This window comes from Microvirga ossetica, from assembly GCF_002741015.1.
Classification (GTDB): Bacteria; Pseudomonadota; Alphaproteobacteria; order Rhizobiales; family Beijerinckiaceae; genus Microvirga; species Microvirga ossetica.
Genome location: NZ_CP016616.1, coordinates 4753909 through 4768473, shown reverse-complemented (window position 1 = coordinate 4768473; position 14565 = coordinate 4753909). Strand labels below are relative to the sequence as shown.

The following is a 14565-nucleotide window of genomic DNA, read 5'->3' as shown; positions in this document are numbered from 1 at the left end:
GAAGAGCAGGTTCCTCTGGGAGCCTGCTCCGGCGGATTACGCCCGGCCGCGGGTGCGGATCATGAAGGTGTCGAAGGCGTATTCGTTGAGCTGCCACCACGGCAGGACGTCGTTGCGGTAGGCGACCATGGAATCGTAGGCCTTCTTGAAGTCCGCGTTCTTGGCCGACAGCTCGGTATAGAGCTCGTTGGCGGCCTTGAGCGAGGCGTCCATGATGGCCGGGGAGAAGGTGCGAAGCTCCGCGCCCGCCCCGACCATGCGGCGCAGGGCCTGGCCGTTCACCGCATCGTACTTGGCCAGCATCCAGTTGTTCGCTGCCTCCGTCGCCTGGGACAGGATGGCCTGGTAGTTCTTCGGCAGCTCGTTCCACTTCTGCCGGTTGACGACGAGGTGCAGCATGGCGCCGCCCTCCCACCAGCCGGGGGCGTAATAATATTTGGCCACTTTCAGGAAGCCGAGCTTCTCGTCGTCGTAGGGGCCGACGAACTCGGCGGCATCGAGGGTGCCGCGCTCCAGCGCCGGATAGACGTCGCCGGGTGCGATCTGCTGCGGCACGACGCCGAGCTTCGCCAGGACCTGGCCGCCGAGGCCGCCGACGCGGAACTTGAGGCCCTTCAGGTCATCGACCGTGTTGATTTCCTTGCGGAAGAAGCCACCCATCTGGGCGCCGGAATTGCCGCAGACGAAGGAGGTGCAGTTATACCGCGCCATCACCTCGTTGATGATCTCCTTGCCGCCGGCGAAGTGCCACCAGGAATGGAGCTGGCGCGCATTGAGGCTGAAGGGCAGGCCAGTCCCCATGCCGAGCGCCGGCTCCTTGCCGATGTAGTAGTAGAGCGGGGTATGCGCGCATTCGACGGAGCCGTTCTGCACCGCGTCCATGGCCTGCAGGCCGCCCACGATCTCGCCGGGGGCGAAGACCTGGATCTGGAACTTGTTGTCGGTCGCGTCCGCCATGTACTTGGCGAAGGTCTGGGCGGTACCGAAGATCGTGTCGAGGGATTTCGGAAAGCTCGAGGTCAGGCGCCAGCGGATTTCCGGCTGCGTCTGCGCGATGGCCGGAGCGGCCACCGCTCCCGCTGCAGCGGCAAGCCCTGCTCCCTTCAGAAAGTTTCTTCTCTTCATCGTCGTCATTGGCGTTTCCCCGGAAAGCATTCTGTTGCAAGTTGAGTGGACCATAACAACCCGGTCGGTGGCAATGAAGCTCTCCTCCCTGAACCAAGGCCGCGATGGCCGCCTCGTCATCGTCTCGAAAGACCTGACCCGCGCGACTGACGCTTTTTTCATTGTTCCAACGCTTCAGCAAGCCCTGGACAATTGGGAAAAAGTCGAGCCTCAACTGCGCGATCTCGCAGTGCAGCTCGAGCACGGCTCGATCCCGGCCTTCCGCTTTCACGAGCACGATTGCGCCTCCCCCCTGCCCCGGGCCTATCAATGGGCGGACGGCTCTGCCTACGTGAACCACGTGGAGCTGGTGCGCAAAGCCCGCGGTGCCGAGATGCCGGCTTCCTTCTGGACCGACCCGCTCATGTATCAGGGCGGCTCCGATTCCTTCCTCGGACCGCGGGACGAGATCCTGGCCATCGACGAGGCGCACGGAATCGACTTCGAGGCGGAGATCGCCGTGATCACCGGCGACGTGCCGATGGGCGCGACGCGGGAGCAGGCCGCAGCCGCGATCCGCCTCGTCGTCCTGGTCAACGACGTATCGCTCAGAAACCTGATCCCGGCGGAGCTTGCCAAGGGCTTCGGCTTCTTCCAGTCGAAGCCCTCCTCGACGCTCTCGCCTGTGGCGGTTACGCCCGACGAGCTGGGCGAGGCCTGGGACGGCGGCAAGCTGCACCTGCCCCTCCTCACCAGCCTCAACGGCAAGCCCTTCGGCAAGGCGAATGCGGGCGTCGACATGACCTTCGACTTCCCGACGCTGATCGCCCATGCCGCCAAGACCCGGCCCCTCGGCGCCGGCGCGATCATCGGTTCGGGAACGGTCTCCAACAAGGATCAGGGCGGCGGGCCGGGCAAGCCCGTCTCCGACGGAGGCTTCGGCTATTCCTGCCTCGCGGAACTGCGCACCGTGGAAACGATCCTCTACGGCGAGGCCAAGACGCCGTTCCTGCGCTTCGGCGACACGGTTCGCATCGAGATGAAGGACAAGCAAGGCCACTCGATCTTCGGCGCCATCGAGCAGGAGGTCAAAGCCTATCGCGGCGAGGTATGATGCTGCTGCGCATCGATCACGTTCAGCTCGCAATCCCCAAGGGCTCCGAGGATCGATGCAGGATGTTCTATATCGATCTGCTCGGGATGACGGAAATGCCGAAGCCTCAGGCTCTCGCCGGGCGGGGCGGCCTCTGGCTGGAGAGCGGCGGTGTGCGGATCCATCTGGGAGTTGAAGAGGATTTCCGGCCTGCCCGGAAAGCCCATCCCGCTCTTGTCATCGAGGATCTCGAACGCCTCTCCCGAATGCTCCTGAGGCGGGCTGCGAGCCGTGTTGGGATGAGGCGATTCCAGACGTGAAACGCTTCTATGTATCCGACCCGGTCGGCAACCGGATCGAGTTCATGGAGGATGTTCGCGCAGACGTCCTATAGGCGTTTTACGTCCGTGCACTAGCTCCATGCTTCGGGCACAGCATGGAGCGCGCCATGGATGATCATGTCTATAAGATCGTAGAACTCGTCGGCTCGTCGGAATCGAGCATCGAGGACGCGATTCAGACCGCCGTTCGACGGGCGAACCACAGCTTGAGGAATCTGCGCTGGTTCGAGGTCGTCCAGACCCGCGGTCACATCGAGGAGGGCGAGGTGCGCCATTACCAGGTCGTGATCAAGGCCGGGTTCACTTTGGAGGGGGGCGGCTGATCGGCTTTGTCACGTCATCACCGGCCTCGTGCCGGTGATGACGTGAGAGCTTCAATCCAAATGCCTAAAGCTTTGGATCTTCTTCCAGGTCCGACCCTATTTCACTTCCGCCTCGTAGATGTAGAGCGTGGACTTGTCGTCCTCGGGCATGAAATAGCCGCGGATGCCGGCATCGCTCGTTTCCATCCAGACCGGATTGTGGGTCATGTCCATGCCTGCGGCGCTCCAGAGCAGCACCGGCGTCTGGAAGATCGGCCGCCCGTCGGCGAGGTCGACGAGATCGATCCCACCGAGGCGGAACGGGGCTGCCTCCGGCGTTAACCGCATCTCGGTCACGCCGGAGCACAGCATGCGGCTTTTGCCGGCATATTTGCAGTCCTGGTAATCGAGATAATGCGACGTGTTCAGCGTCCGCAGCTTCTCCGGCGCTTCACTCGCATTCGTGGGCTTTCCATTGGCATCGAGGGCCCAGCGATAGAACCGGCGCGAGCCCCAGCTCACCCCGTGCAGGGACTTGCTGTCGGTGTCGTGAACCACACCGCCGACATGGTCGGCGAAGCGGAACATCTCCTCGGCCTTCATGGTCTCCGGATCGACCCGGTAGACGATGGAGCGGCTGTTCGGGCGGTATTCGGCCACGGGAACCCAGATGTACTTCCCGTCGTAGTCGATCCCACCCGGGTGATAGATCGAGCCTTCGCCCAGGGTGATGTCGGCGATCAGGTTGCCCTTCATGTCGATCTTGAAGAGATGCCCGACGCCCGCGCCCGTGTCGCGGTCGTAGCCATCCACCGGCTGCGGAAACCGCTTGGTCGGCTGCTGGATCTCGACCGAGGATACGAACAGCGTATCGCCGATCTTCACCATGCCCTGCGGGTGATGCGTCAGGAAGTTGACTGGAACCGCGGAGACGGGCTTCCATTGCGTGCCGCGGGAGAGCTTCGTCACGCGCTCCGCCAGCACATCCCGGTCGAGCTCGGCGGCCGCGAGCGTCACGGGCAAAGCCCCAAGGCAAAGCATCGTCAGAATCGTGGTCAGGCGGCGTCTCGACTTGCAGTCCATCGCGTTCCTCCTTCAATGACGATCCGCTTCTAGCGAGCGGATGATGTCACTTTAGTGTCGGGTATTGCGCCTGAGTAACCCGGCAGGCGCAAATCCCTTCGCGATGGAATTGGGGCAGTTTGCGGTGGATTCCATCCCACCCGCTCACCTCAAGTGGTCGTTCGTCAGTTACAGAAACCTCGAATCGCTTGCAGACGCTCCTCGATCTCAGATCACGAAGAAATCCGCCGCCGTCATCTTCAACCCTTTGGTCAACGTGGCGATCTGCACCTGCGCCTTCGATCCGGTTCCGTCCTGATCGTAATAGAGCTTGCCGGATTTCTTGTCGTACACGATCCGGTCTTCCCTATCCTGAGCCCGTGTCGCTATCGCGAAGGCATCCGATCCGAGCTTCTGAGGTCGGGCGAGGCTGCCCTTGCCGCCGAGGGCCTTGAAGACCGCATTTTCGAGCCAGAGGCTGTCGTCCTTGACGACGAAGTCCGTGACCATGTCCACGTTCGTTTTCCCGGTGCGGGTGTTGAACACGAAGACGTCCTTACCGGAGCCCCCAGACAATGCGTCGTTGCCCGCGCCTCCATAGATCGTGTCGCCGCCGGCCTCGCCCTGGAACACATCGGCTCCGCCTCCGCCCCGCAGCACGAATGACGTGCTCTCGACCTTATCTCCGACCGCGATCGTGAAAGTCTGGCTCGTCACGCCGCCGTAACTGTCACGGGCTTGAATCACGACGCTATGCTGGCGAGCGGCCTCGAAATCGAGAGTGCCGTCGACCACGAGACTGTTGCCGACGACGGCAAAGGGGCTAGCTCCGGCAAGGCTGTAGGTGACGGCGTCTCCGTCCGCATCCAAAGCCGAGAGCGTCGCGACCACGGAACCACGCGGCGCGTTCTCCACGATGCCTTGAGCGGAGAGTCCGAGAGCCGTCGGGGCCGCATTGGTCAGCGCGATCACGCCATCGACGAACTGGAGGAAGCGCACATTGCGCACGACATCCGTGCCTTCGAGGCCAACTACGATCGCGCCCTCGGCGGTTGGCGTGACCCGATAATCGACCTTCGAACCGACGAACAGAACCGTGTTGGTGCCGGTCCCTCCGTCCAGCGTGTCGCCGCCGCCACCGCCCCACAAAGTGTCGTTGCCGCCGGAGCCCGCCAGGAGATTGGCCGCGTCGGTGCCCCAGAACACGTCATCGCCCGCGCCGCCCACAAGGCTCTCGATGCCGGACAAAGTATCGAACCCATAGCCGGTGTTCTGCGGTTGGCCCTGCAGCCGCAGATCGACGGTCGCCCGCGTCGAGCCCGAGAAGATGGCCGTGTCATTACCGTCGCCGCCTCGCAGATCGTCGTCTCCCAAGCCTCCTTCGAGAGTGTCGTTGCCTAAGCCTGTCTGAATCTCATTGTTGTCATTGTTGCCGGTCACCCGGTCATGTCCGTCGCCAGTGTTGATGTTCTCGACATGTCGAAGTGTCAGTGTCCCGACACCCGTCTCCTGTCTACTGGTGAACCTGATATCCAGACGGACATCCGCTGCACCATCGTGGAGAGTGAGGCCGTCAATGCCCTCCCCTCCATCCACGAAGTCGTGGGCTCGGTCACCCCCTTGCGCAAGTTCGAAGAACTCCTGGCCATTGCCACCATAAGCAGTATTTCCACCAGTTCCGAGAGAGATGCTTGCCCCTTCCCAAAACCCTTCCCGGCCATCGTAGAAATCGTTGCCCGCACCAAGGTTGATGCGCCCCCGGATAAGGCCTGAATTGAAGATGTGGTCGTCCCCGCGCCGCCAACCACTGCAGAATGCATGTTGCTGAAAAGTCCAGCGACAATCTGGCCACTGTTCGTCAGAAAAGAAGCACTACCTGCGCTAGAAGCCATAGTGACGGCTGCAATAATATGATCAAGGTTTGTCCCGACAGAAATCATCCCGGTATTGACGAGATCCAACTCAGCCCCTTGAAGCCGCACAGCCTCAATTATGCCTGTAATTGTACCTTCATTCCGGAGGCTAACCGAGCGTTGACCGGTTGAGCCAAGTGATACTGCAGTTCCTCTACTGGTGATGGCACCCAACTGGCCGACAAATACGGTACTCCCGCTTCCCTTAAGGAAGAGGCTATCCCCGGCGGTAGCTACACTCCCAAGCAGCGTGACATTTGAATTTTTCGCCAAGGCATTACTGAAGACGCCTTTTACGGCTACATCGGCCACCGTGATGGCGCCGCCAGCGAGGATAGTGAGGTGTTCTTCACTACCAAGAACCTCACCATCAGTATCGATGCCTGTGACAAACCTAGCAGCCATGATCCCTCCCCGATTCCATATGACTGAGGTGACTATAGGTCATGGTAACGTTATCGCACCTCTCCATTCAGAGAGGTGACGTTCTTCCGCAGGCTTCAGTTGGGGGAAAATTACCTGAATATTCGCTCAGGAGTGCAACGACCTTGAGGGCATAACTCTCGAAGCCTCATCCCTCCAGCTCCTCGCGCAGCATTTCCAGCTCGAGCCAACGCTCCTCCGCCGTGTGCAGCTCGCTCTGCAGCGCTGTCAGCGCATCCATGGCCTTCTGGAACCTAGCGGGATCGCGGGAATAGAGTTCGTGATCGGCGAGGATCTCCTGGACCTTGGCGATCTTGGCTCCGATCTCGTCCATGCGCCTGGGCAGCGTCTTGAGGTCGTGCTGCTCGTTGAAGGAGAGCTTGCGCTTTCCCGGCACCGGAGCGGCGGCGGCCGGCTTGTCGGCGCTCTTCGGCTTCACCTCCTTCTCGACGATGCGGGCCTGAACGCCGCGCCCGCGCTGGGCGACCATGTCGGTGTAGCCGCCCGCATATTCGAGCCAGCGCCCCTCGCCTTCCGAGACCAGGACGGAGCTGACCGTGCGGTCGAGGAAGTCGCGGTCGTGGCTGACCAGGATCGCCGTGCCCGCGTAATCCTGAATCATCTCTTCCAGCAGATCGAGGGTCTCGAGGTCGAGGTCGTTGGTCGGCTCGTCGAGCACCAGCAGGTTCGAGGGCTGCGCCAGGGCGCGCGCCAGCATCAGCCGGTTGCGCTCGCCGCCGGAGAGCACGCCCACGGGAGTGCGGGCCTGCTCGGGCGCGAACAGGAAGTCCTTCATGTAGCCGATCACGTGCTTCGTCTGGCCGCCGATGGTGACGCTGTCGCCGCGCCCTCCGGTGAGCGTCTCGGCCACGGTGGCGTCGGGATCGAGGCTCGCGCGGCGCTGGTCGAGGGTCACCATCTGCAGGTTGGCGCCGAGCCGCACCCGACCGGCATCGGGCGCCAGGATTCCGGTGAGCAGGTTGATGAGGGTGGTCTTGCCCGCCCCGTTCGGCCCGATGATGCCGAGCCGATCGCCGCGCAGCACCCGCAGGGACAGGTTCGAGACGATGGCGCGCTCGCCGAAGGACTTCGAGACGCCCTCCGCCTCGACCACGAGGGTGCCGGACTGCTCGCCCTCGGCCATGGTCATGCTGACCGTGCCGAGGGCGCGCTGGCGTTCGCGGTATTGCTGGCGCATGGCGTGGAGGTTGCCGAGGCGGCGCACGTTGCGCTTGCGCCTTGCCGTCACGCCGTAGCGCAGCCAGTCGGCCTCGGCGACGAGCTTGCGCCCGAGCTTGTGATGCTCAGCCTCCTCCTGCTCCAGCACCTGATCGCGCCATTCCTCGAAATGGGCGAAGCCGCGGTCCATGCGGCGGGTGCGGCCGCGGTCGAGCCAGACGGTGGCCTGGGACAAGCTCTCCAGGAAGCGGCGATCATGGCTGATGAGCACGAGCGCCGAGCGCAGGCCCTTCAGCTCGCCTTCCAGCCATTCGATGACCGGCAGGTCGAGGTGGTTCGTCGGCTCGTCGAGGAGCAGGATGTCGGGCTGGGGCGCCAGCACATGGGCAAGCGCCGCACGGCGGGCCTCGCCGCCGGAGAGGTCGGCGGTCTTCTCGTCGCCGGTCAGCCCGAGCTGCTCCAGGAGGTAGCGCGCCCGGTAGGGATCGTCCCCCGGTCCGAGGCCCGCCTCCACATAGGCCAGGGTGCTGGCATAGCCGGAAAGGTCGGGCTCCTGGGCCAGATAGCGCACGGTGGCCCCGGGCTGCACGAAGCGCTTGCCGCGGTCGGCCTCGACGAGACCTGCGGCGATTTTGAGCAGAGTCGACTTGCCCGAGCCGTTGCGACCGACAAGGCAGGCCCGCTCGCCGGGGGAGACGGACAGCTCGGCGCTCTCGATCAGGGGCGTGCCGCCGAAGGTGAGAGCAATGTCCTGGAGGAGAAGCAGAGGGGGAAGCGCCATTCCTGCTCCCCTGACACCTCTTAGTCGCAGATGCAAGACCGCGCCGACTTGTTACAGGGGTGGACGGTCACCGAACTTTGTGTTCCCCTCCCGATGTTAAGCTGAGCGTTTGCATGACACTGACGAGGCGTCTGCTTCTTCTTGCTTTGATCTCGGTTCTCCCGGCGATCGTCATCTGGACCTATACGGAAGTCTCTCTGCGCCGCGCCCGTGAAGCCGAGGTGAACGACCTTGCCATCAGGCAGGCCCAGCTGGTGAGCGCGGAACTCGAGCGGATCTTCGACGGCATCCACAGCCTGCTGCTCGCCATCGACGAGATCCCGTCCATACGCTCCTTCGACACGCCGAGCTGCAGCCCCTATCTGAAGGCGATCCAGGAGAAGGTGCCCTATATCCTGTCCTTCGTGGCGATGGACATCAGCGGGCATATCCGCTGCCGACCGACCGGCACCGTCGACACCCAGCACTACTTCGCCGACCGCCCCTATTTCCACCACGCCCTCGACGTGAAGGGCCTCGTCGTCGGAGAGCACACGCCGGTCTTCGAGGAGGGCAGCCTCACGCCGCATCCCGTCCTTCCCCTAGCCGTGCCCATCTGGAACGACCGAGGCGACGTGGTCGGCGTCCTGGCGGCCGCCCTGGACCTGCGCTGGCTCGGTCAGAAGCTGAAGGAGCGCACCACTCCCGAGAACGGGTCGGTGACGGTCGCCGACCGGAGGGGCATCGTTCTCGTCCAGCATCCTCAGCCGGAGCGGATGATCGGAAAGCTGCTGCCCCAGGAATATATGGCCCAGGCCAAGGCCGCATCCGCCGGAACCGCGCAGATGATCAGCATCGACGGGATCCGGCGCGTCGTGGGCTACATACCGCTCACCGTTCCCTCGCAGGAGGTCTACATCAATGTCGGCCTGTCGACGCGGGATGCCTTCGCCTCCATCAACCAAGCGGCGCGGCGCGGCTTCATGCTGATCGGGGCGGCGCTCATCCTTGCGCTGTCCCTGTCGGCTCTTCTCAGCCGCGCCTTCATCACGCGCCCCTTCGAGATCGTGACGAGCGGAATCCAGGCCTGGCGCCGGGGCGACTACCAGGCGCGGATCTCGCTTCCGCGCAAATCGGGCGAGTTCAGCATCCTGGCCAAGGCCTTCAACGATCTGATGGACGACGTGGCAGAGCGTCAGCAGGCACTCCGGGCCAGCGAGGAGCGCGCGCGCCTCGCCCTGGAGGCGGGGCACATGGGAACCTGGTGGTACGATCCCGACAAGAGCGTCGGCGGCTGGTCGAGCCAGGCGACCGCCATGCTCGGGCTACCGCACGCCACCTCCGTGATGGATCACCAGTACTGGCTGCAGATCCTTCATCCCGAGGACATGGACCGCGTGGTGCAGAAATGGCGGGATGCCGTCAAAGACCAGGGGGATTACCAGGACGAATATCGTATCCGGCTTGCAGACGGCAGCATTCGCTGGATCAACTCCAAGGGCCGGGTCTTCTTCGATATCGAAAAAAAGCCGGTCTATTTCGTCGGCATCTTCCAGGACATCACCGAGCAGAAGCACGCCGAGGAGCAGCAGCGCTTCTTCCTCGACGAGCTCAATCATCGGGTGAAGAACACCCTGACCACCGTGCAGTCCATCGCCTCGCAGACGCTTCGCACCACCGAGACGCCGGGGCAGTTCAAGGACGCTTTCGAGGGCCGCCTGCTCGCCCTGTCGAAGACGCACAACCTGCTGACGCGCAAGTCCTGGCGCGAGGCCGAGCTGCGCGACGTGGCGGAGCAGGAGCTGGCGCCCTACCGCAAGCAGGGCGACGAGCGGGTCGTTCTGTGCGGGCCGGACGTGAAGCTCCCCGCCCGCTACGCCATCAATCTCGGCCTTGTCCTGCACGAGCTGGTGACGAATGCTGCCAAGTATGGCGCGCTTTCGACCAATGCGGGCCGACTGGAAATGACCTGGTCGATCGCTCAGAGCGAAGACCGCCACGATCAGCTTCGGATACACTGGACCGAAAGCGGAGGACCGCCCGTGGCGCCGCCGAAGCGCCAGGGCTTCGGATCGCGCCTGATCCGCCGCAGCATCGAGGGCGAACTCGGCGGCTACATGGTGCTCAACTTCGCCGAGGGCGGTGTGGCCTATGACATCTCCGTCCCTCTCGCGCACAGCGCGAGAGGGACGGATCCGACAGCTGGAGTCAATCCGACACTCCCTTCGTGACGCGCGATGCTCGATCCCTAAGCGGCGCATCGTCCGATCTCAGCATCTCCGTCATCCATGGATTGACGGAGCGCGCCAGATCGCAAGGATGGCTCTTCGACCCTTCAAGCTGGAGTCCCATGGTGAGCAGCCCCTCCCCCGTGCTGTCGATCGAGAACCTGTCCATCGGGCTGCCTGCCCTCGCCGACCGTCGGCACGCCATCAAGGACGTGTCGCTTGCGATCGCTCCGGGCGAGACGCTCTGCGTCGTGGGGGAATCCGGGTCCGGCAAGTCGATGACGGCGATGGCGACCATCGGCCTTCTGCCCGGGGGCGTCCGGGTTCTGTCCGGCTCGATCCGTCTCGCAGGCCGCGATCTCTTGAGTCTCGACGAGGCAGGCTGGTGCGACGTGCGCGGGCGCGAGGTCGGTACGGTGTTCCAGGAGCCGATGACCTCCCTCAACCCGGTGATGCGGGTGGCGGACCAGATCGCCGAGACCTTCCGCGCCCATGGACTTCTCACGCCTGCGGAGCGCGAGAAGCGCGTGCTCGACCTCCTCGCCGAGGTGAACCTGCCGAACCCCGAGCTGATCGCCAAGGCTTACCCGCATGAGCTCTCCGGCGGCCAGCGCCAGCGCGTGATGATCGCCATGGCCCTTGCGCTCGAGCCGAAGCTCCTCATCGCCGACGAGCCCACCACGGCCCTCGACGTGACCACGCAGGCGCAGGTGCTCAAGCTGATCGACAACCTGCGCCGCAAGAAGGGAACGGCGGTTCTCTTCATCACCCATGATTTCGGCGTGGTCGCGGAGATCGCCGACCGGGTCGCCGTGCTCCAGCAGGGCGAGCTTGTCGAGCAGGGACCGGCGGAAGAGGTGCTGACCCGCCCGCAGCATCCTTACACCAAGCGCCTTCTGGCCGCGGTGCCGTCCCTGACGCCGCCCGCCCCCAAGCATCTGACCGGCGAGCCCATCGCGCTCAAGGTCGATGCCCTGACCAAAGTTTATGGCGGGCGCGGCTTCTTTCGCAAAAGCCGCGAGGTCCAGGCGGCGGATGCGGTGAGCTTCGACATCAGGCGTGGCGAGACCCTGGGGCTCGTGGGCGAATCCGGCTCGGGCAAGTCGACGGTGGGGCGCTGCGTGCTGCGCCTGATCGAGCCGGACGGCGGCGCCATCGTCGTCGGCGATCTGCAATTCGGCACCCTGTCCCAGCGCGACCTGCGGCCGTACCGGCGCCGCATCCAGATGGTGTTCCAGGATCCCTTCGCCTCCCTCAACCCGCGCCGCACCGTGGGGCGCATCATCTCTGAGGGGCCGATCACGCAAGGCACGGACCCGGCCAAGGCCCTCGACGACGCCCGCATCCTTCTGGAGAAGGTCGGGCTTCCGGCCCAGGCCATCGACCGCTATCCGCACGAGTTCTCCGGCGGCCAGCGCCAGCGCATCGGAATCGCGCGCGCTCTCGCCATGAAGCCCGACGTGCTGGTGGCCGACGAAGCCGTCTCCGCCCTCGACGTTTCGGTGCAGGCGGAGATCCTCAAACTGATCCGGGGATTGCAGGAAGAGCTAGGCCTGGCCATCCTCTTCATCACCCACGATCTGCGGGTCGCCGCACAGATCTGCGACCGCGTGGCAGTTATGCAAAAAGGGCGGATTGTGGAAATGGCGGAAACCGCGCAACTCTTCGCGCACCCGCGGGACGCCTATACCCGCCAGCTCCTGGCCGCGGTGCCGGGCATGAACAAGATGATCTAGGGAGACGAAACCCATGAACGATCAGATCGGCACGCGCCTCGCGCCCAACATGATGTTCCAAAATCTCATCGGCGGACACGATCGCCCGGCCTCGGACGGCATGGAGCTCGACGTGTTCTCTCCCGTCGACGGGTCGCTTCTCGCCCGGATCGCCGCCGGAACGGCTCAGGACATCGACGAGGCCGTCAAGGCCGCCCGCGCCGCCTTCGACGGCGCCTGGGGCAGGCTGACCGCCACGGAGCGCGGACGCCTGCTCATGAAGCTTGCGTCCGTCGTCGAGGCCCATGCGGACGAGCTCGCCATCCTGGAGAGCCGCGACAACGGCAAGCCCCTGCGCCAGTCCCGCGCCGACGCCATCGCGCTCGCCCGCTATTTCGAATTCTACGGCAGCGCCGCCGACAAGCTGCACGGCGACGTGATCCCCTATCTCAACACGCATTTCATCGGCGTCGAGCGCGTGCCGCACGGCGTGACCGGGCATATCGTGCCCTGGAACTATCCGATGCAGATCCTCGGACGCTCCGTCGGTGCGGCGCTCGCCGCCGGCAACGCCACGGTGGTCAAGCCGGCGGAGGATGCCTCGCTCACGATCCTGCGCGTCTCTGCGCTTGCCCGCGAGGTCGGCTTCCCGGACGGTGCGCTCAACGTGGTGACCGGTCTCGGCCGCACGGCGGGCGCTGCGCTCACCGCCCATCCCGGCATCGACTTCATATCCTTCACCGGCAGCCCTGAGACAGGCACCGCCGTTCAGACGGCGGCGGCGAAGAACCATGTCGGCGTGACGCTGGAGCTCGGCGGCAAGTCGGCCCAGGTCGTGTTCGACGATGCCGATCTCGAGCGGGCGTTGCCGACCCTCGTCAACGCCATCATCCAGAACGGCGGCCAGACCTGCTCCGCCGGCAGCCGCCTGCTGATCCAGCGCGGCATCTTCCAGGACGTGGTCGACGCGGTGGCCAAGCGCTTCGGCAAGCTTCGCGCCGGGCATCCCGAGCGCGAGCCCGATCTCGGGCCCATGATCAACCAGGCGCAGCAGCGCCGCGTGCTGGGCTATCTCGAGCGCGGCCAGAACGAGGGCCTCACCATCATCGGCGAAGGTGCGGTCGCGTCCGACGCGCCCGAAGGCGGCTACTACGTGGCCCCGGCCTTCCTGGCGCCTGTCCCGCACGAGAGCCTCCTCTCGCAGGAGGAGGTCTTCGGCCCGGTCCTGGTGGCGACGCCCTTCGAAGACGAGGCCGAGGCGATCAGGCTGGCGAACGGCACGCCTTTCGGCCTTGCGGCGGGGGTGTGGACCAAGGACGCCATGCGCTCCACCCGCGTCGCGCGCTCCATGCGCGCGGGCCAGGTCTTCGTGAATTGCTACGGCGCCGGCGGCGGTATCGAGCTGCCCTTCGGCGGTTTCGGCCGCTCGGGCCACGGCCGCGAGAAAGGCTTCGAGGGCCTGGTCGAGTTCACCACGACCAAGACCCTCGTCATCGCGCACGGGTAACAATGGGTTTGAACATCACTCCACCTCATCCTGAGGAGGTCGCGGAGCGAACGTCTCGAAGGAAGCTCCAGTGCCCCCTGGAAGCTCCTTCGAGACGCAGACTGCGTCTGCTCCTCAGGATGAGGACTGAGTGTTAGGAAACGACAGCCAATCACAGAGGTAGGGAAGAAACATGAAACGCCTTGAAGGCAAGGTTGCGCTGATCACAGGCGCCGGCTCCGGTTTCGGTCTGGGCATTGCGGAAACATTCGCCCGCGAAGGCGCCAAGGTCGCCATCGTCGACATCAACGAAACGGCAGCCAAGAGCGCCGCAGAGAAGATCGGCGCCTCCGCCATCGGCCTTGCCGCCGACGTGTCCAAGGCCGCAGACGTGAACGCGGCGGTGGAGAAGACGGTCGCCGCCTTCGGCAAGCTCGACATCGTCGTCAACAATGCGGGCATCAGCCACCGCAACCGGCCGATGCTGGAGGTCGAGGAGGACGAGTTCGACCGGGTCTTCGCGGTCAACGTGAAGTCGATCTACCTCTTCGCCAAGGCGGCCGTTCCGCTCATGCAGAACCAGGGCGGCGGCGCGATCATCAATGTCGGCTCGACGGCCGGCCTTCGTCCCCGCCCGGGCCTTACCTGGTACAACAGCACCAAGGGCGCCGTGCACACCATGACCAAGTCCATGGCCGTTGAGCTCGCCCCGAGCAAGATCCGCGTCTGTGCGCTGGCCCCCGTCGCCGGCGAGACGCCGCTGCTGGCCACCTTCATGGGCGAGGACACGCCCCAGAAGCGCGAGCTTTTCGTCAACTCGATCCCGCTCGGCCGCTTCTCGACCCCCCAGGACATCGCCAACGCCGCCCTCTACCTCGCCTCCGACGAGGCGAGCATGATCACCGGCGTGGTGCTGGAGGTGGACGGGGGGCGGTGTATCTGAGGCAGGACTGTCATCC

General features: G+C 64.6%; 12 protein-coding genes. 7 read left to right on the top strand and 5 right to left on the bottom strand.

The window, feature by feature from the left end; genetic code table 11:
• Nucleotides 1–36 precede the first annotated feature (36 nt).
• The gene (locus BB934_RS22840; RefSeq protein WP_162299224.1) at nucleotides 37–1125 is read right to left on the bottom strand and encodes a TRAP transporter substrate-binding protein; all 1089 of its coding nucleotides are present in this window, start codon (nucleotides 1123–1125) and stop codon (nucleotides 37–39) included.
• Nucleotides 1126–1198: 73 nt separating this feature from the next.
• On the opposite strand from BB934_RS22840, the gene BB934_RS22835 reads away from it, so the two are divergent.
• The 3 genes from BB934_RS22835 (at nucleotide 1199) to BB934_RS22825 (ending at nucleotide 2861) form a co-directional block, all read left to right on the top strand.
• Nucleotides 1199–2218, top strand: a complete 1020-nt coding sequence (locus BB934_RS22835; protein WP_099511728.1) for a fumarylacetoacetate hydrolase family protein — start codon at nucleotides 1199–1201, stop codon at nucleotides 2216–2218.
• A 62-nt stretch (nucleotides 2219–2280) separates the two neighbouring features.
• Nucleotides 2281–2517, top strand: a complete 237-nt coding sequence (locus BB934_RS50625) for a VOC family protein (RefSeq protein ID WP_335645588.1) — start codon at nucleotides 2281–2283, stop codon at nucleotides 2515–2517.
• 128 nt (nucleotides 2518–2645) lie between these two features.
• Nucleotides 2646–2861, top strand: a complete 216-nt coding sequence (locus tag BB934_RS22825; RefSeq protein ID WP_099511726.1) for a dodecin — start codon at nucleotides 2646–2648, stop codon at nucleotides 2859–2861.
• A 96-nt stretch (nucleotides 2862–2957) separates the two neighbouring features.
• On the opposite strand, the gene BB934_RS22820 is transcribed toward BB934_RS22825, so the two are convergent.
• From BB934_RS22820 to BB934_RS22810, 4 genes are all read right to left on the bottom strand, one after another.
• The gene (locus BB934_RS22820; protein WP_099511724.1) at nucleotides 2958–3923 is read right to left on the bottom strand and encodes a DUF6454 family protein; all 966 of its coding nucleotides are present in this window, start codon (nucleotides 3921–3923) and stop codon (nucleotides 2958–2960) included.
• 207 nt (nucleotides 3924–4130) lie between these two features.
• Nucleotides 4131–5342: a hypothetical protein gene (locus BB934_RS48840; protein WP_157934281.1), complete on the bottom strand. Its 1212-nt coding sequence runs from the start codon at nucleotides 5340–5342 to the stop codon at nucleotides 4131–4133.
• Between the two features lie 47 nt (nucleotides 5343–5389).
• A complete protein-coding gene (locus BB934_RS48835; protein ID WP_157934280.1) occupies nucleotides 5390–6220 on the bottom strand; it encodes a hypothetical protein in 831 nt (276 codons plus the stop codon).
• A gap of 166 nt (nucleotides 6221–6386) precedes the next feature.
• A complete protein-coding gene (locus tag BB934_RS22810) occupies nucleotides 6387–8198 on the bottom strand; it encodes an ABC-F family ATP-binding cassette domain-containing protein (protein WP_099511721.1) in 1812 nt (603 codons plus the stop codon).
• A 113-nt stretch (nucleotides 8199–8311) separates the two neighbouring features.
• Between BB934_RS22810 and BB934_RS22805 the strand changes: the two genes are divergently transcribed.
• From BB934_RS22805 to BB934_RS22790, 4 genes are all read left to right on the top strand, one after another.
• Complete coding sequence (locus tag BB934_RS22805) at nucleotides 8312–10408, top strand: sensor histidine kinase (protein ID WP_099511720.1); 2097 nt, start codon at nucleotides 8312–8314, stop codon at nucleotides 10406–10408.
• 119 nt (nucleotides 10409–10527) lie between these two features.
• Nucleotides 10528–12141: an ABC transporter ATP-binding protein gene (locus BB934_RS22800; protein WP_099511718.1), complete on the top strand. Its 1614-nt coding sequence runs from the start codon at nucleotides 10528–10530 to the stop codon at nucleotides 12139–12141.
• A 13-nt stretch (nucleotides 12142–12154) separates the two neighbouring features.
• Nucleotides 12155–13627: an aldehyde dehydrogenase family protein gene (locus BB934_RS22795; protein WP_099511716.1), complete on the top strand. Its 1473-nt coding sequence runs from the start codon at nucleotides 12155–12157 to the stop codon at nucleotides 13625–13627.
• Between the two features lie 172 nt (nucleotides 13628–13799).
• Complete coding sequence (locus tag BB934_RS22790; RefSeq protein WP_099511714.1) at nucleotides 13800–14549, top strand: SDR family oxidoreductase; 750 nt, start codon at nucleotides 13800–13802, stop codon at nucleotides 14547–14549.
• Nucleotides 14550–14565 lie beyond the last annotated feature (16 nt).

Coding starts and splice junctions, on each gene's coding strand:
- BB934_RS22810 (WP_099511721.1), bottom strand. CDS start 8,198: ATGGCGCTTCCCCCTCTGCTTCTCCTCCAGGACATTGCTCTCACCTTC.
- BB934_RS22820 (WP_099511724.1), bottom strand. CDS start 3,923: ATGGACTGCAAGTCGAGACGCCGCCTGACCACGATTCTGACGATGCTT.
- BB934_RS22805 (WP_099511720.1), top strand. CDS start 8,312: ATGACACTGACGAGGCGTCTGCTTCTTCTTGCTTTGATCTCGGTTCTC.
- BB934_RS22800 (WP_099511718.1), top strand. CDS start 10,528: ATGGTGAGCAGCCCCTCCCCCGTGCTGTCGATCGAGAACCTGTCCATC.
- BB934_RS22790 (WP_099511714.1), top strand. CDS start 13,800: ATGAAACGCCTTGAAGGCAAGGTTGCGCTGATCACAGGCGCCGGCTCC.
- BB934_RS22840 (WP_162299224.1), bottom strand. CDS start 1,125: ATGAAGAGAAGAAACTTTCTGAAGGGAGCAGGGCTTGCCGCTGCAGCG.
- BB934_RS22835 (WP_099511728.1), top strand. CDS start 1,199: ATGAAGCTCTCCTCCCTGAACCAAGGCCGCGATGGCCGCCTCGTCATC.
- BB934_RS22825 (WP_099511726.1), top strand. CDS start 2,646: ATGGATGATCATGTCTATAAGATCGTAGAACTCGTCGGCTCGTCGGAA.
- BB934_RS48835 (WP_157934280.1), bottom strand. CDS start 6,220: ATGGCTGCTAGGTTTGTCACAGGCATCGATACTGATGGTGAGGTTCTT.
- BB934_RS22795 (WP_099511716.1), top strand. CDS start 12,155: ATGAACGATCAGATCGGCACGCGCCTCGCGCCCAACATGATGTTCCAA.
- BB934_RS50625 (WP_335645588.1), top strand. CDS start 2,281: ATGTTCTATATCGATCTGCTCGGGATGACGGAAATGCCGAAGCCTCAG.